Raw genomic sequence first — 16,444 nt, 5'->3', positions numbered from 1 at the left:
AATCCTCGGGGGCAGTTTTGTGTTTTCGGGTGTTTCCTCTGAGCGCATTGAACCCAATTTCAGGGGAGTGTTCAGGCGCGTTTGTTTGTATCTCCTTACCCTCGGGTTGTGGTCTCGGACCCCGTTTATGGCATCTCGTGGGCAGGAGATGACAATTTCAGTCGATGAACGGAGTAAAGCATGAGAAAAACTATGAGCACCGTGGCCGCCGTAGTGGCTTTAACCGGCGACGCCATCGTAGTGGCGGCACCCGCACACGCCGGGATCCATCTCTACGACCACGCCTATTACGGCGGATACCGTGGCGACCAGGGTCGAGGCCCCACGCCATACATGGGCGACGATGCGAACGACCGGAGCAGTTCACCGAGGGTGACCTCTCCGGCGCGTTCCACGATTCTCTCTAAGGATCGAAACTACGGGGGCCGGCGCCCTGTTGAGTCCTATATCGGCACCGATCACCTCGGCACATACGGCTACGACGTCAACGATAAAACCTCGAGCCTTCGTTAATGGTTGCGGTGGGTGGCCGAGAGAAAGGTGTGGCCGCCCACCGCCCGGCCCTCCGTGAAAGTACGTTAAGAATGAAGAGAATTTGCATGTCGATAATCGCGGGCGCGATGGTTACTGCCCTGGGGGTTGTACTGGTTTCCTGTGCTGGCTCCCCGGGTGATCCAGAACCAAACGATGCCGCCTCGAGCCTTCCCCGGGTCTCGATCGACGAATTTGCGGGAGTCACTGCGCACCTTGATTTTATCGCGGGCACCGTGGAGCTACCGCTCGCTAGCCTCAGCACGCAGTCGGCTCCGTATGTGACGCGCGTTAACCGGGCAATCGATGCCCTTACCGATTCCTGCATGCAGCAGAAGGGGTTTTTGAGCCCGCCGTCCCCGGATCGGAACTCGGAATTTGCCGAGTCCGAAAACCGCGAGTTTGGTCAGTGGAGTGTATCGATTGCCTCGGAATTTGGTTTTGCACTACCCCCTAATACCGGGCATCCACCAACGGATACGCTTGCTTTGGGCGTCCCCTATAACGCGGATTTCCCCGGCTGCATGGAGGACGCCAAACAACAGCTCATCGATTCTTTGGAATATTTGGAGGCGCCCAATATCGATTTTCAGATCGGTCGCGATGCCCATCAATTTGTCGTGGAAAGCACGGAAGGCAGGGAGGCCCTTGGGCGGCGCGCGGAGTGCATCGAGCAGAAGGGCGTAATCCTCGACCCAAACCGGATTGAACTCTCCGAACAATATCTCCAGCAGCCACCGGAAACCCAGATCGCCGCGGCCACCGCGGAGGCCGAATGTGCTGTGTCCACCGGGGCGATTCAGGAGCTATTTAACCTGCAGGCGCGCTATCAATCGGCTCTCATGCGTGATCACGAGGCCGCGCTGGAGGAACACCGCACCCGGATGGATCAGATCGCCCGCACCCTCGACTCCGTGATTCGCGAGGGGAAGGTGCGATGAGACCGCGGGCACTGGCGCTACTGGCCGTTTTCACCTGCGCCCTCGCCGGGTGCTCGGCCCTGCCCGGCGAGAAGGACACGCACGCGAGCGCGATACTCGATTTTGAACGCGGGTCCGCGGCGCTCCCACTCGATGATTATCGGGCCGACCTCCCCGCGTTTCAGGCAAAATATCGGCATGCGCTGGCGCTGGATGTGGACGCCTGCCTCGCGGCGCAGGGGCTCTCGACCCAGGCCGATTCGGTGGACTGGAGCGCCTCGGCGCCACGCGACGCCCGGGAGTTTGGGGTATGGAGCCTGCCGCTTGCCGAGAGGGATGGGCCCGAGCCGGGGCCGTTGACCAACTATATTGCCGACGTGGGATTCTCGCCATCGCCCGAACACGAGGCGGCGAGCAAACGCTGTGTGGAGGCAGCGGAACCCCGGTTCGCCGCCGTCACCAACCTGATCCACGGAAACGACCCCGCGCGCAGGCTCGCCGAGGAGGCCGCCGCGGCGGTTGCCCCCAGCAGCGAGGGCAGCGCGTTCTTCGCGCGGATCGAAAACTGCCTCACCGAGGCGGACATCCCCATCGACGAAGCCTCCCGTCGGGCCCGGTATCCCTCGATGCGCAGTGATCCCGAACGTGCGCGGGCCTATGCCGTTATCGACGCCCGTTGCGCGGTGGAAACCGGCGCCATTCAGGGCCTTTTTGACCTGGAGGCGGTGCGACAGTCCGAGCTGCTCGGCGAGAACCGCGAGGAGTTGGAGGCCACTCGCGGCGAGCGGCAACGGATCGAGGCCGATCTGGACCGGCTGATTGCGGAGGGGGAACAGCGGTGACGGCGCACGGCGTAGTCCTGCGGAGCATCCGCCATCCGCTGCGACTCACCGCGTTCCTCGGCATCATTATTCTCTTGCTGATCGCGGCATTTCTGCTGGGATCGATCATGGTGAGCCCCGAGGATCGCGCGCTACATAACGCGGACGATACCGTGCCCGTCCTGGCGCAGGTGGAGACGCGGGTCGTGGGGGAGGACGAGCGACTGCCCGGCACCGTGAGTGCCGGGCAGTCCTTCTCTCTGAAGCTCACCGCCGGTCCAGCCGAGGGCTCCGGGCCTACGGTGATCAGCGGTGTGCGGGTCGCCCCCGGGGATACGCTCGCGCCCGGGAGCATTCCCCTGGAGATCTCCGGTCGCCCCCGAATTACCGTTCCCCCCGAGGTGCCGCTCTACCGCGATGTGCTGGAGGGGGACCGCGGAAACGATGTGCGCGCGCTCCAGCTGCTCCTCCGAGATCTGGGGGCCCGCGGCGTTCGGGTCACGGGCGTAGCGGATCGCGCCACGCTTGATGCGATAGGCCATATTTATGTCCGGGCCGGCTATTCCGCACCGGTCACGGCCGAGGGGGCGGCCGTGATCTTATGGTCGGAGTTTATCCATATTCCCGCCGGGGGAGCAGTCCTGAAGTCAATCTCACCGGTTGGTACCGTGCTCTCCGGCGAGAGCGAGGTACTGAGCCTGCGGCTGTCCCCCGATATCATCAGCACCCGCGTCACCGCAAGGCAGCTGGCCCGCTATCCGGTGGGAACCCCGGTACGGATCTCCGCGGGAACCGGCGAACCGGCGGAATCTTCCGTCATCGCCGTGGGCGAATTTAACACCGATAGCAGCGGTGCCGGCGGATACGACATAACACTGAGCCTGCCACCCCAGCTGGGGCTCGGGGTGGACGCGGCGGTGCAGATCCTCCCGGCCGCGGTGACCGCCGAGACCCCGGCCGTGCCGCTCACGGCCGTGCGCCAGGATGGCGGAAAAAGCTACGTGGAACTTGCCCCGGCCGAGGGAGCAAAAGCTACACCGTCCCCTCGCCGCATCGAGATCCGGATCACCGCGCAGGGCGGTGGCTGGGCCGCGATTGAACCACGGGAGGACCTCCCCGTGGGCACCAGCATTCGGGTGGGACCGTGACCGGCCCTTCGCGGCCCCTCCTGCGGGTGAGCGGCCTCCAAAAATACTACGGTTCCGGCCCGGAACGGGTTTTTGCGTTGCGCTCGGTGAATCTCAGCGTGGGCGTGGGGGAGTTTATTGCCATCATGGGCCCCTCGGGCGCCGGCAAATCCACCCTCCTGAATCTTCTGGGGTTGCTTGATACCGCAAGTGGCGGGACCTATGAATTTGACGGTACGGACGTATCGGGCCTGCGCGAGTCGGAGCAAAACCTCCTGCGTGCCCACGTCATCGGGTTTGTCTTCCAACAGTCGCACGTGCTCCTCGCCGATTCCGCCGCCGATAATGCCGCGCTGGGCCTGCGCGTGCAGGGCGTGCGTAGGCGCGAGCGCGAGGAGCGGGTCACCCGGGCGTTGGACCTGCTGGACCTCCTCCCGCGATCCGAGGAACTGGGAAAAAATCTCTCGGGCGGCGAGCGGCAGCGGGTGGCTATCGCCCGGGCGGTGGCCACACGACCGAGGCTGATCCTCGCGGATGAACCCACCGGGGCGCTGGACAGCGCCAACTCGGCCCGTATCATGAGCTATCTGCGCGGGCTGAACCGCGGCGGGGTTAGCGTGATCCTGATCACCCATGACCGCGAGGTTGCGGCCGCGGCCGACCGCACCGTGCACCTCGTTGACGGCGTCCTGGGCGACGGCAGCGCGGGGCGGAAACCCGATAGCGCCCTCCCCGCCGAGAGGGCAGAGGTCCCGTCCAGGCCCGGCGTCCAGCGCGGCGGGGGCTGGCCGCGCCGCGCGCTCGACGAGATCGCGCAGGCACTCTCGATACACACCGGAAAACCCGGGCGTTCGCTCCTGCTTCTCCTCGCCTTTCTCCTGGGAACCGGCGGACTGGTGGCCTCGATGGGGCTGAACGAGAGTGCCGCCGCCCAGGTCAGCGAACGCATTACCCGGGCGGGGCTCGATGAGGTTGTGGTATCGGGGAAGGACCCCACCCTCGCAGAATCCGCCGATACCGCCGCACGGATCCGCGCCCTGGAGGGCGTGAGCGGTGTGGGATATCGTGCCATAATCGCCACCGCCGATGCGCGCGTCTCCCTGCTGCCGCCGGACTCCGTTCCGGGAGCGGCACGCTTTACCGGCCGCATTCAGCTGGCCGATCCCGATTATGTCCGGCTACAGGCGCCCAGCATCGTACCGAACGGCGCATCGACCCTATTAGAAAATGACTGGGGAGGAAATATCGCACTCCTGGGCCGGGACGCCGCCCGAGACCTCGGCATTCACTCTGCCGGACCCGGCAAACAGATCTGGGTGGGCGGAATCGCACTGGATGTGGTGGGCATCATCTCCGATCCGGGCCGGGACGAGCTGCTGGCCAATACCATCCTGCTGTCCCCGGGCCTGCGCGATCGACTTCCCGTGAGCGAACCCGAACTGTTGGTGCGCACCCAACCCGGGTTCCCGGCGGCCGTGGCCGAGGCCATCCCACTCGCGGTTTCCCCGGGGGATCCCGCCGCGGTCAGGGTATCCACGGTGGCCGATCTCCGCAACCTCGGCCGCGGGGTATCCACCGACCTGGGCACGCTGATGGGAATAATCGCGGGGGTTCTTTTGGCATTGGCCTCGCTCAGCGCGGCCACCGCAATGTATCTTTCCGTGCAGGCACGTGCCGCGGAGATCGCGCTGCGACGCGCGATCGGGGCGAGTCGCGCGTCGATCTGGCGAATGTTCACCCTGGAGGGGCTCACGATTGGGCTCGGGGGCGGCATCGCGGGAAGCGCGGTGGGCATGATGGGGGTGTTGATCGCATGTGCCGCGCAGGGCTGGACCCCCACCCTCGCGCCGAGCGCCGTGGGGGTTGGCATCGGCGCGGGGGCGATCACCGGGATCCTGGCCTCGGCCTATCCGGCGCTGGTGGCGGCGCGTGCGCATCCAGCCGATGCGATCCGTGGATAGTCCCGACACACCCGGGCGGCGCGATGATAGCCTGGCAGCCATGAGCGCTTTACCCGAATGGATCCCGCACCGCCGCCCCGATGGCGAGCTACTGGGATGGATGTCCCCGCGAGGCGAGGGCTTTATCGTGATTGACCTGCTTGGACGCGAACGTACCCCCGAGCTGGACTGGCTCGCGGCCGAGGAGTACCTCGAGGAGCTGGGCATCGGCTATCTCGCCGATCCCTTTGAACTGCGGCTTCCCGAGGGAACCTGGCTGCGCGTGCGGCTCACCGAGGTATCGGAGAGCGCAATCCGCGTGAAAAAAGACGACTGGGGCGATATCAACGCGACCCCGCTGGAATTCCTGCTGCCGTTCCCGCTCCCTGACACGCTGCGGCCGCTCGCGGCCGATGCGCCCACCCCGGAACTGCCGTGGGATGCGCCCCCGGCCCACACCGCCCACTAAACATAAAAATGGCCCCTCTCCCGCGGGAGAGGGGCCGGATTTTTATGCCTAGTAGCTCTGCGTGATGAGGTTCTCGGGAACCTCGGCAGCGGCCGCCTGGTCGATGAAAAACACCGTGCGGCGACGACCCTTAATGCCGGCAATCGGCACATCCGCATAGGAGGCGCCCGCGAGGGCGAGCCCCAGCGACGTGGCCTTCTCGGCGCCGGCGAGCTCCACCCAGACCCGCTGCGAGCTATTCAGCGCGGAGCGGGTCAGCGTGATGCGATCGGAGGGCGGCTTCGGCGAATTGCGCACCGGAAGCACCGAGTGATCCTTATCCTGTACCTCGGCAAAGCCGGGGAACAGCGAGGCCGTGTGGCCGTCCGGGCCCACACCGAGGAACGTGATGTCGAAGCGCGGCACGGTGGCATCGCTATCGGCAAAACGGTTCAGCTCCGCGGAATAGGCCTGGGCGGCCTCATCCAGCGTGAGGCCGGAATCGGTCGAGGGCATCGCATGGATATTTTCCGCGGGGATCTGCACGTGATCAAGCAGGGCCGCGCGGGCCTTCAGATCGCTGCGGTCATCGCTGTCCGCGGCCACATAACGCTCATCGCCCCACCAGAAGTGCACACGCGACCAGTCGAGACTATCGCGGGCGGGGGAGGCGTTGATCGACTCGAGAACCGCAATTCCCACCCGACCGCCCTCAAGGACAATATTTACCCGATCAAATTCATCAAGCAAGTCCAGCGTTTTGGTGAGGAAGCGCGCGGCAAGTGCAGCCGTGAGCGCCTCGCTGTCCTTATGGATAAGGACGCGGCGTTCGTTGGTCATCATTGATCCTTTTCTTTACGCGGTTTCGGCCAGCAGCGCGGGCAGGCCCACGGTGATGACGTCTCCGTAGAGTGCGTCGGGGTCGAGCCGACGCAGTTCCTCGGCCAGGCAGTCACGCAGGCTCCGGCGCGGCATCGCAATTTCATGCTGCGGCTGGTTGGGGAGCGTGAGGGTGGCCGAGATACTGGTGAACGGGCGGGCAATCTCCACATCGCCACTCGGGCGAACCAGGCGGACGCTGTGGATTCCGGTCTCCCCGGAACCGCGCGGCGTGTGCTCCTGGGTGACCGGGGCATCCAGCTGACGACGCAGCCACGCCGCGAGCAGCGTGGTGGACGGCGAGTCCGAGGCGCCGGCTACCACCACGGCGGTCACGGGCTCATACGGCGGCTGATCCAGCACCGCGGCGAGCTGAGCGCGCCACAGCGTGAGACGGGTCCAGGCGAAATCGGTATCGCCCGGAGAATAGTTCTGCGAGAGCAGCTCCAGCGCGGCCGTGGGATCCTCGCATACCGAGGCATCCGTGATCCGGCGCTGAGCCATCCGGCCCAGGGCGGTCTGGGCGACACCCGCGGGTGCCACACCGGGCCACCAGGCCACGACGGGAGCATCGGGCAGCAGGAGCCCGGTGATCAGCGACTCCTGGCTGCGTGCGGCATCGCCATAAACGCTCAGGATGATGACCTCGCTCGCGCCGGCGTCGCCGCCCACACGAATCTGGGCGTCCAGTCGCGCCTCGCCCGAGACGGCGTTTGCCGGCTCATTGGAGACCACGATGACCCGCATGGGGTGCTCGCGGGAGGCCTCGTTGGCGGCCGCAATGGCCTCCTCCTCCTGGCCGTGCTCGGAGACAATCACGAGGGTCAGGACGCGGCCCAGGGCCACGGCTCCGCCGTCCTCGCGCAGGGTCACCAGACGCTTGGATACCGCACTGACGGTGGTATCGGGCAGTTCGACAATCACGGGCGTCTCCAATTCCGGCCATCACGCTGGAGAAGGTCATCGGCCGAGGCCGGCCCCCAGGATCCGGGCTGATACTGATCTAGCGGGCCACCCTGTGCGGCCCAGTACTCCTCGATCGGGTCGAGGATCTTCCAGGAGAGCTCAACCTCCTCGTGGCGCGGGAACAGGGGCGGATCGCCGAGCAGAACGTCAAGAATCAGGCGCTCATAGGCCTCGGGGCTCGCCTCGGTGAACGCGTGGCCATAACCGAAGTCCATGGTCACATCGCGCACCTGCATGCCGGCACCGGGCACCTTGGAACCAAAACGAATCGTGACACCCTCATCGGGCTGCACCCGAATCACGAGGGCGTTCTCGCCGAGCTCCGCGGTCTGGCTCTCCTCAAAGAGATACTGCGGGGCGCGCTTAAAGACCACGGCGATCTCCGTGACGCGGCGACCCAGACGCTTACCGCTGCGCAGATAAAACGGCACACCGGCCCAACGGCGGGTATTAATGTCCAGGCGCATCGCGGCATAGGTCTCGGTGGTGGATTCCGGGTTCATGCCGTCCTCCTCGAGGAAGCCGGGAACCTGCTCACCGCCCTGCCATCCGCCGGCGTACTGGCCGCGCGCGGTGGCGGTACCCAGGTCGGCGGGCAGGCGAACGGCCGCGAGGACCTTCTCCTTTTCCGCACGCAGATCCGCGGCATCGAAGGAGTTGGGCTCCTCCATGGCGGTGAGCGCCAGCAGCTGCAGGATGTGGTTCTGGATGACGTCGCGGGCGGCGCCGATACCGTCGTAATAGCCCGCGCGACCACCCACGCCGATGTCCTCGGCCATGGTGATCTGCACGTGGTCAACATATTTGGCGTTCCATAGCGGCTCAAAGAGCTGATTGGCAAAGCGCAGCGCAAGAATATTCTGCACCGTCTCCTTGCCCAGGTAGTGGTCGATACGGAAAACCGAATCGGGAGGGAACACCGACTCCACCACGGCGTTGAGCTCGCGGGCGGTCTTCAGGTCCGAACCAAACGGCTTCTCGATGACCACACGACGCCAGGAACCCTCGGTCTGGTCGGCGAGGCCGCTGCGGCGCAGCTGCTCGGTGACCTGGGGGAAGGCCTTGGGCGGGATCGACAGATAGAACGCGTGGTTCCCCATCGTGCCGCGCTCGAGGTCAAGCTTTTCAATGGTCTGCTTCAGGCGATCAAACGCCTCATCGTCACCAAACTCACCCGGAACAAAACGGATTCCCTGGGCGAGCTGGTTCCATACTTCCTCACGGAACTCGGTCCGGGCGTGATCCCGGACCGAGTCGTGAACAACCTGCATGAAGTCCTGGTCTTCCCAGTCCCGACGGGCGAACCCGACGAGGGAAAAGCCCGGGGGCAGCAGCCCCCGGTTGGCCAGGTCATAGACCGCCGGCATCAGTTTCTTGCGGGACAGATCACCGGTAACACCGAAAATGATCAGTCCGCTCGGACCGGCGATACGATTCAATCGCCGATCCGAGCTCAGCCGGAGCGGATTAAACTCTGGCGTAATATCCACGGGGGACATGGGACTCCTAGAAGAGGGTTGCTTTAATTAGCGCGCGATGGACGCGAACAGTGTTTCGATGGTGCTGGCCGGATCGGTCAGCGTGAGGGTGACCACGGGACGTCCGTGGTCGGCCAGCACGCTGGCATCACCCTGGGCCTGGGCCTGGATCAGCTGTCCGAAGGTGAACGGACGATCCGGAACCTCGAGGTCCACCGGGGCGGTCTCGGTGATCTGCAGGAAGACTCCCACGGCCGGTCCACCCTTGTGGAACTGGCCGGTGGAGTGCAGGAACCGGGGGCCCCAGCCGAAGGTCACCGGGCGACCGGAGATCGCGGCGAGCTGATCGCGCACACCCTGCAGCTGCGGGGAGGCCACGCGATCCACATAGGCCTGAACGGCGAGATAGCCGTCCTCACCCAGTGCGGCAACCAGGTTGCCGAGGACCTCGCGCACGGTGGTCGCCTCGCCGAGGATCGCGGCGGGGCCGCGCACCTCGATGCCGTCCTCCACAAAATTTGCGGGGGTCGGCTCGGGGCGGGAGTCCAGCAGGCCGCGCGTGGCGATCTTGGCGGACTCCACATCGGGCTGATCAAACGGGTCGATTCCGAGCAGGCGTCCGGCCACAACCGTGGCGTATTCCCACACCATCATCTGGCCACCCAGCGTGCCGGAGACGAGGATCTCGCCGTCGCGGCGGTGCTTCTGCGCGTGGGTATGGGCGTTTTCCACGAGGCGCACAATCTGAGTATCGGCATAGCCGGCCTCAACCTCGGTGGACAGCGGCTCCAGGACTACGGGGAGAACCCCGGTGCCCTGCTTGCCGGTGGACTCGGCGATGAGCTGCTCGGCCCAGTCGGCGAAGCCCACGATATGGGTGCCATCGGCGACGATACCCAGCTTGGACTTCGCGGCCATGGCGGCACCGAGGATCAGGCCGGGGTTGCTCGGCTCATCCACCGAGAGCTCCACGAGGGCGGCATCCGCCTCGTCGAGCAGCTCGGTGAGGTCCACGCCGGCCAGGCCCGAGGGGACCAGGCCAAATGCGGTGAGCGCGGAATAACGGCCGCCCACGTTGGGGTCGGCGTTAAACACGCGGTAGCCGGCCTCGCGGGCCGAACCGTCCAGGGGCGAACCCGGGTCGGTGACCACGATGATGCGCTCGCGCGGGTCGATTCCGGCCTCGGTAAAGGCCTTCTCGAAGATGCGACGCTGGCTATCGGTCTCCACGGTGGAGCCCGACTTGGAGGACACCACGAGGGCGGTCTCGGTCAGGCGGTCGTTCAGTGCCGAGAGCACCTGGCCGGGGGAGGTCGAGTCCAGAACGGTGAGCTCCACGCCCATCGTATTGGTGATGACCTCGGGGGCCAGCGAGGAGCCACCCATGCCCGCGAGGGCAATATGGGTCACTCCGGCCGCGCGCAGTTCCTCGCGCAGCGCCTCGATCTCGGGAACGAGGGGACGCGAGATCGCGGCCGCCTCGGTCCAGCCCAGGCGCACGGAGGCCTCGGCCTCGGCGTCGGGGCCCCACAGCGTGGGGTTCTGAGCGGTGATCGCGGAGGCGACCATATCGGCAACCAGCGCCGGAACGGCGGCGTCTACCGCGTCCTTTGCCGCGCCGGAGAGGTGGATTTCGAAGCTCACTTGGAGGCCTCCAGGGCGGTGTTCACCGTCTCCAGGAGCTCGTTCCAGGAGACGATGAACTTCTCCACGCCCTCCTTCTCGAGAAGAGCGGTGACCTCATCATAGGAGACACCCTGTGCGGCCACGGCATCCATGACGGCGTTGGCGGACGCATAGGAACCGGTGACTGTGTCACCCGTGATGACACCGTGGTCGGCCGTGGCCTCCAGGGTCTTCTCGGGCATGGTGTTGACAACACCCGGGGCCACCAGCTCGGTGACGTACAGGGTATCGGGCAGCGCGGCATCCTTGACACCGGTCGAGGCCCACAGCGGACGCTGCTTATTGGCGCCGGCGGCGATCAGGGTGGCGGCACGCTCGGAGGCGAATGCCTGCTCAAAGACCTCATAGGCGAGCTGAGCGTTGGCCACGCCGGCCTTGCTCTTGAGCTCGATGGCCTCGGGGGTTCCGACGGCCGCGAGGCGGGTGTTGATCTCGCTGTCCACGCGGGACACAAAGAACGACGCCACGGAGTGGATACCGGAGATGTCGATGCCGTTGGCCTTGGCCTGCTCCAGGCCGGTGAGGAACGCGTTGATCACGGCGCGGTAGCGCTCGAGCGAGAAGATCAGCGTGACGTTTACGCTGATGCCCTCGGCGATCACGGCGGTGATGGCCTCGAGACCCTCGAGGGTCGCGGGGATCTTGATCATGGCGTTGGGGCGGTTGACCTTGGCCCACAGCTCCTTGGCCTGGGCGATGGTGGCGGCGGCATCGTGGGCGAAGCCGGGCTCCACCTCGATCGAGACGCGGCCGTCATAGCCCTTCGAGGAGGCATAGATATCGGCGAAGATATCGCTTGCTGCCGCGACGTCATCGGTGGTGATCTCAAATACGGCCTTCGAGGCATCGGCCCCGGCCGCCTTGAGCTCGGCTACCTGCTCGGCATAGGACTCACCGTTGCTCAGGGCCCCGGCGAAGATCGTGGGGTTGGTGGTGACACCAACAACGTTCTTCTCGGCGATGAGGGTCTGCAGGCCGCCCGAGTTGATGCGTCCGCGGGAGAGGTCGTCGAGCCAGATGCTCACGCCGGCGGCGGAGAGTGCTGCGGTACGTTCGTTCGTCATTTCAATTCTTCCGATCTTCAACGACTAGGCGTTGAGGGATTCCTTGGCCGCGGCCACAACGGCCTCGGTCGTGATTCCAAACTTGGTGTACAGGGTCTTCTCATCGGCCGAGGCACCGAAGTGCTCGATCGAGATGGAGCGACCCTTATCGCCGACGATGCCGCGCCAGGTGAGGGCGATACCGGCCTCCACGGAGACGCGGGCGGTGACGGCGGAGGGGAGAACCTCTTCGCGGTAGGCGGCGTCCTGCTCGGCGAACCACTCCAGCGAGGGGACCGAGACAACGCGGGCCTGGATGCCCTCGGTGGCGAGCTGCGCGCGGGCCTCAACGGCCAGCTGCACCTCGGAACCTGTGGCGATCAGCAGCACCTCGGGGGTGCCATTGGGCGCCTCGAGGAGGGTATACGCACCGCGGGCGGTGAGTGCGGCGGAGGCGAAGGTCTCGCCCTCGGCGTTGCCGGTGCCACGCTCATACACGGGGAGGTTCTGACGCGAGAGCGCGATTCCCTGCGGGGCGGTGTGACGCTTCAGCATCTCCAGCCACGCATAGGACACCTCGTTGGCGTCCGCGGGGCGGATGACGTCGAGGTTCGGGATGGCGCGCAGCGCGGCCAGGTGCTCCACCGGCTGGTGGGTGGGGCCGTCCTCGCCCAGGGCGATCGAGTCGTGGGTCCAGACGAAGATCGGGGCCACGTTCATGAGGGCCGCGAGGCGAACCGCGGGACGCATGTAATCGGAGAACTGCAGGAAGGTTCCGCCAAATGCGCGGGTCTTTCCGTGCAGGACGATGCCGTTGAGGATCGCGCCCATGGCGTGCTCGCGGATACCGAAGTGCAGCACGCGGCCGTATTCGTTACCGGTCCAGCTGGCCGTGGAGTGCTCGGCGGGAACAAACGATGCCGCACCCTCGATGGTGGTGTTATTGGAGCCGGCGAGGTCGGCGGAGCCGCCCCACAGCTCGGGCAGCACGGCGGCGAGGCCGTTGATGACCTTGCCCGATGCGGCACGGGTCGAGACGTCCTTGCCACCCTCGAATACGGGCAGTGCCGATTCGACGTCGGCGGGAAGCTCGCGGGCCTCGAGGCGGTCAAGCAGCTGCTTGCGCTCGGGGTTGGCGGCGGCCCAGGCGTCGAAGCCTACCTGCCACTCGGCGCGCAGCTCGGCGCCGCGGGCGATGGCACCACGGGTGTGGTTGATGACCTCGGGGGCCACGTCGAAGCTCTTCTCGGGGTCAAAGCCCACGGCGACCTTCAGGCCGGCGAGCTCCTCGGCGCCCAGCTTGGAGCCGTGGATGCCACCGGTGTTCTGCTTCTTCGGCGAGGGCCATCCGATGATGGTCTTGAGGATGATCAGCGAGGGCTTATTGGTGACAAGCTTCGCCTCCTCGATCTGGTCGTTGAGCTCGGCGACGTCCTCGACGTATTCGCCGTTCTTCTTCCAGTCCACGATGCGCACGTCCCAGCCGTAGGACTCGTAGCGCTTGGCCACGTCCTCGGTGAAGGCGATATCGGTGTCGTCCTCGATGGAGATCTGATTGGAGTCGTAGATGGCAATCAGGTTGCCCAGCTCCTGGTGGCCGGCCAGCGAGGAGGCCTCGCTGGTCACGCCCTCCTGGAGGTCGCCGTCTCCGGCCACGACGTAGACGAAGTGGTCAAAGGGGCTGGTGCCCGCGGCGGCCTCGGGGTCAAACAGGCCACGCTCATAGCGTGCGGCATAGGCGAAGCCCACGGCCGAGGCGAGACCCTGGCCCAGGGGGCCGGTGGTGATCTCGACGTGCTTGGTGTGTCCGTACTCGGGGTGGCCGGGGGTCAGCGAACCCCAGGTGCGCAGCGCCTCGATATCGCCGAGCTCGAGGCCAAAGCCGCCGAGGTACAGCTGTACGTACTGGGTGAGGGAGGAGTGGCCCACGGAGAGGACAAAGCGGTCGCGACCGAGCCAGTTCTCATCGGTGGGGTCCTTGCGCATGACCTTCTGGAACAGAAGATATGCGGCCGGCGCCAGGCTCATTGCCGTGCCGGGGTGGCCGTTACCGACCTTTTCGACGGCATCTGCCGCGAGAACACGGGCGGTGTCAACCGCCTTATTGTCAATGGGGTCCCATTGCAAAGCTGCCACTATCTGTTGACCTTCCTAGTCGAACCGAACCGCCACGGTGGCGCACTCGGCTGAGCGAAACACACGCCTAAAGACATGACCCGGAACGAGCACGGGCAGTGAAAGCCCCAATTGGGGGCCAAACACCGGGATTGTGCCGCGAACACGAGCCCTTCCAGTATAGGGAACTCTGCCGCCGCGCCTCGGAAAATTCCGGCGAGACTGCACGGTTGGCCGCCCCGAAACCCGTTCGCTAGGATGGCTTTGTCGAGTAAAGAGGTTAAAAAGCAATGGACATCGCCGAAATGCCCCGGGTGCATACAGAAAAAATTGGCTTTAAGCGTAAAGCGAAGGCCTATTTTGCGCTCACGAAGCCTCGCGTGATGGAGCTGCTGCTGGTCACCACGGTGCCGGTGATGATCCTCGCGCAGGGCGGCCTCCCGAGCCTCTGGCTGGTGCTGGCCACCGTGATCGGAGGCTCCCTCAGCGCCGGTTCCGCGGGCGCGTTTAACTGCTATTTTGACCGCGATATCGACCGCGTCATGAACCGCACCCAGGGCCGCCCGCTGGTCACCGGCGAGCTCAGCCCGCGCGAGGCGCTGGTGTTTTCCTGGGTTCTGGCGGTGGCCTCCACCGTATGGCTCTATGTCACCACCAACTGGGTGGCCGCCGCGCTCTCGGTGGGTGCGATCTTCTTTTATGTCTGTGTTTATACGCTCTGGCTGAAGCGCCGCACCGCCCAGAACATCATCTGGGGCGGAATTGCGGGCTGTTTCCCGGTTCTGATCGGCTGGACGGCCGTGACCGGTTCGCTCGCGTGGGAGCCGTTTATCCTCTTCGCCGTGGTGTTTTTATGGACCCCGCCGCACTACTGGCCGCTGTCCATGAAATACCGCGAGGACTATAAGGCCGTGGGTGTGCCGATGCTCTCGGTGGTGCGCGGCCGCGCCCAGGTGGGCCTGCAGGTGATCCTCTATGCGTGGGCCACGATCGTATGCTCGCTGCTGCTGATCCCGGTGGGTCATATGGGCGTGCTCTATACGGTGGTAGCGGTGCTCGCGGGTGGCTGGTTCATCTATGAAACCCACCGGCTGTATAGCCTCTCGATTCGTCACGAGGCCGCCAGCCCGATGCGCGTTTTCCACGGCTCGATCTCCTATCTCACGCTGCTTTTCCTCGCGGTGGGGATCGACCCCCTGCTTCCGTTCTAGAAAAATCGCACGTTTTCTCACCGCCCGGGCCGCTTCTGCGTCCCGGGCGTTTTGCTTTTGGGCCCGCGGGTTGCGCATCCGTGCATCCGGCGGCGGTGCCCGCGGCGGTTATTCCGGGCGTGGCGCGCGGGGTGGGGGAGTGTGTGTCGCCGCCTCCCGGGGACCGGGAGCGGGTGCCCCGGGGTCGCCGGGGCACCAAAAGAGCCCCGCGCCGGGTGGCGCGGGGCTCGTCTTCTGGAACCGGGGGGGCTACGGCGCGTGGACGGGCTCCGCGCGCACGGCGGCCGGCTCCGGGACCGCGGTGCGGGTGCCCAGCACCACCGCGGTGGCGAGGGCAATCACCACGCCCGCGAGCACCATATGGGCGCCGACCATGACCCCCGGCAGCCCCAGGCGAGACTGCGCGATGCCCAGGAGGATCTGCGCGACCTGCGCGAGCAGCAGCCACAGCACAAAGCCGCGCGGGCGTCCCTGGCGCAGCGTCAGCAGGAGCAGGAGTACGGTCGCGGCGAGCATCGCATAGCCGGGCCAGGAGTGGAAGTGCTGCATCAGCTCGGCGTCGAGGCCGTTGCGCGGGACCGCTGCATCCCCGGCATGCGGGCCGGAACCGGTGGTAAGAATGCCCACCACGGCCGTTACGGCCACCAGGCCCATCACGATCTGCGTGAGCGTGCGATAGGCGCGCGGCGGGATCACCGGGCCGGCCGCGCCGCGATAGACGCGGTAGACAAGCATCGTGGTCAGGGCCACGAGGCCCAGCGATACGAGGAAGTGCCCGCCGACCACATAGGAGTTCAGGCCGGTGAGTACCGTGATGCCGCCGAGGACCGCCTGGAACGGAATGCTCATGCCCTGCCAAAACGTGATCCAAAAAAGGTCACGCCGGCGCTTGCGCATATTCCACACCGATAAAAACGCGCCGATCGCGATGATCACGAGGACAAAAGTGAGCATCCGGTTGCCGAACTCGATGATGCCGTGGATACCCATTTCGGGGGTGGAGATCAGCGATTCATCGGTGCACTTGGGCCACGTGGGGCAGCCCAGGCCGGAGCCGGTCAGGCGCACCGCGCCACCCGTGCCGATCAGGACCGTCTGGAAGATCAGGGAGAGCCAGGCCAGGACGCGCACCCGCCGATCCACGCTCTGCGGAAGCCAGCGCTCCACGCCCTGTGTATAGCGACGGATCCGGGTCGTGAGAGCAGTCACGGGAATCAAGCCCCATTCTTCGTTGTAGCGGTTGGTATGTCATCCACGGCACGCGGCTTTCGGGGAGGCG

General features: G+C 65.7%; 14 protein-coding genes. 7 read left to right on the top strand and 7 right to left on the bottom strand.

The features are described 5' to 3' along the window. The first annotated feature begins 192 nt into the window (after positions 1-192). From KXZ72_RS03310 to KXZ72_RS03285, 6 genes are read left to right on the top strand one after another with little or no spacing between them, the layout of a single operon-like run. The gene (locus KXZ72_RS03310; protein WP_226082310.1) at positions 193-513 is read left to right on the top strand and encodes a hypothetical protein; all 321 of its coding nucleotides are present in this window, start codon (positions 193-195) and stop codon (positions 511-513) included. After that, entirely contained in the window at positions 513-1,472 is a 960-nt protein-coding gene (locus tag KXZ72_RS03305) for a hypothetical protein (protein ID WP_226082309.1), read from the top strand. Before KXZ72_RS03310 ends, KXZ72_RS03305 begins: the two co-directional genes overlap by 1 nt. Beyond that, positions 1,469-2,293, top strand: a complete 825-nt coding sequence (locus KXZ72_RS03300; RefSeq protein ID WP_226082308.1) for a hypothetical protein — start codon at positions 1,469-1,471, stop codon at positions 2,291-2,293. Before KXZ72_RS03305 ends, KXZ72_RS03300 begins: the two co-directional genes overlap by 4 nt. Next, positions 2,290-3,420, top strand: coding sequence for a hypothetical protein (locus KXZ72_RS03295; RefSeq protein ID WP_226082307.1), 1,131 nt, complete (start codon positions 2,290-2,292; stop codon positions 3,418-3,420). Before KXZ72_RS03300 ends, KXZ72_RS03295 begins: the two co-directional genes overlap by 4 nt. Continuing rightward, positions 3,417-5,360, top strand: a complete 1,944-nt coding sequence (locus KXZ72_RS03290; protein ID WP_226082306.1) for an ABC transporter ATP-binding protein/permease — start codon at positions 3,417-3,419, stop codon at positions 5,358-5,360. Before KXZ72_RS03295 ends, KXZ72_RS03290 begins: the two co-directional genes overlap by 4 nt. A 40-nt stretch (positions 5,361-5,400) precedes the next feature. Continuing rightward, positions 5,401-5,808, top strand: coding sequence for a hypothetical protein (locus tag KXZ72_RS03285; RefSeq protein ID WP_226082305.1), 408 nt, complete (start codon positions 5,401-5,403; stop codon positions 5,806-5,808). 48 nt (positions 5,809-5,856) lie between these two features. Here the strand turns inward: KXZ72_RS03285 and pgl are convergent, their stop codons facing one another. The 6 genes from pgl to tkt are packed head-to-tail and all read right to left on the bottom strand — an operon-like array spanning position 5,857 to position 13,975. Then, positions 5,857-6,627: a 6-phosphogluconolactonase gene (gene pgl, locus KXZ72_RS03280; RefSeq protein ID WP_226083411.1), complete on the bottom strand. Its 771-nt coding sequence runs from the start codon at positions 6,625-6,627 to the stop codon at positions 5,857-5,859. Between the two features lie 15 nt (positions 6,628-6,642). Then, positions 6,643-7,590, bottom strand: coding sequence for a glucose-6-phosphate dehydrogenase assembly protein OpcA (locus KXZ72_RS03275; RefSeq protein ID WP_226082304.1), 948 nt, complete (start codon positions 7,588-7,590; stop codon positions 6,643-6,645). Further along, entirely contained in the window at positions 7,587-9,131 is a 1,545-nt protein-coding gene (gene zwf / locus KXZ72_RS03270; protein WP_226082303.1) for a glucose-6-phosphate dehydrogenase, read from the bottom strand. Before zwf ends, KXZ72_RS03275 begins: the two co-directional genes overlap by 4 nt. Before the next feature lie 27 nt (positions 9,132-9,158). Then, positions 9,159-10,754, bottom strand: a complete 1,596-nt coding sequence (locus KXZ72_RS03265; RefSeq protein ID WP_226082302.1) for a glucose-6-phosphate isomerase — start codon at positions 10,752-10,754, stop codon at positions 9,159-9,161. Continuing rightward, positions 10,751-11,860 (bottom strand): transaldolase, encoded by a 1,110-nt coding sequence (gene tal / locus KXZ72_RS03260; protein ID WP_226082301.1) that lies wholly within the window; start codon positions 11,858-11,860, stop codon positions 10,751-10,753. Before tal ends, KXZ72_RS03265 begins: the two co-directional genes overlap by 4 nt. Positions 11,861-11,884: 24 nt before the next feature. Then, entirely contained in the window at positions 11,885-13,975 is a 2,091-nt protein-coding gene (gene tkt, locus KXZ72_RS03255) for a transketolase (protein WP_226082300.1), read from the bottom strand. A 269-nt stretch (positions 13,976-14,244) separates the two neighbouring features. Between tkt and KXZ72_RS03250 the strand changes: the two genes are divergently transcribed. Further along, a complete protein-coding gene (locus KXZ72_RS03250; RefSeq protein ID WP_226082299.1) occupies positions 14,245-15,165 on the top strand; it encodes a heme o synthase in 921 nt (306 codons plus the stop codon). Between the two features lie 249 nt (positions 15,166-15,414). Here the strand turns inward: KXZ72_RS03250 and KXZ72_RS03245 are convergent, their stop codons facing one another. Beyond that, on the bottom strand, positions 15,415-16,374 hold the full coding sequence (locus KXZ72_RS03245; RefSeq protein ID WP_226082298.1) for a COX15/CtaA family protein: 960 nt from the start codon (positions 16,372-16,374) through the stop codon (positions 15,415-15,417). Positions 16,375-16,444 lie beyond the last annotated feature (70 nt).

This window comes from Mycetocola spongiae, from assembly GCF_020424085.1.
GTDB lineage: Bacteria > Actinomycetota > Actinomycetes > Actinomycetales > Microbacteriaceae > Mycetocola > Mycetocola spongiae.
The sequence above is the reverse complement of the archived record's forward strand: the minus strand, read 5'-3'. Positions and strand labels throughout refer to the sequence as shown.

Bases quoted from the DNA above. Each gene is read 5' to 3' on its own strand.
- KXZ72_RS03310 (WP_226082310.1), top strand. From the start codon at position 193: ATGAGCACCGTGGCCGCCGTAGTGGCTTTAACCGGCGACGCCATCGTA.
- KXZ72_RS03305 (WP_226082309.1), top strand. From the start codon at position 513: ATGGTTGCGGTGGGTGGCCGAGAGAAAGGTGTGGCCGCCCACCGCCCG.
- KXZ72_RS03300 (WP_226082308.1), top strand. From the start codon at position 1,469: ATGAGACCGCGGGCACTGGCGCTACTGGCCGTTTTCACCTGCGCCCTC.
- KXZ72_RS03285 (WP_226082305.1), top strand. From the start codon at position 5,401: ATGAGCGCTTTACCCGAATGGATCCCGCACCGCCGCCCCGATGGCGAG.
- pgl (WP_226083411.1), bottom strand. From the start codon at position 6,627: ATGACCAACGAACGCCGCGTCCTTATCCATAAGGACAGCGAGGCGCTC.
- zwf (WP_226082303.1), bottom strand. From the start codon at position 9,131: ATGTCCCCCGTGGATATTACGCCAGAGTTTAATCCGCTCCGGCTGAGC.
- tal (WP_226082301.1), bottom strand. From the start codon at position 11,860: ATGACGAACGAACGTACCGCAGCACTCTCCGCCGCCGGCGTGAGCATC.
- KXZ72_RS03250 (WP_226082299.1), top strand. From the start codon at position 14,245: ATGGACATCGCCGAAATGCCCCGGGTGCATACAGAAAAAATTGGCTTT.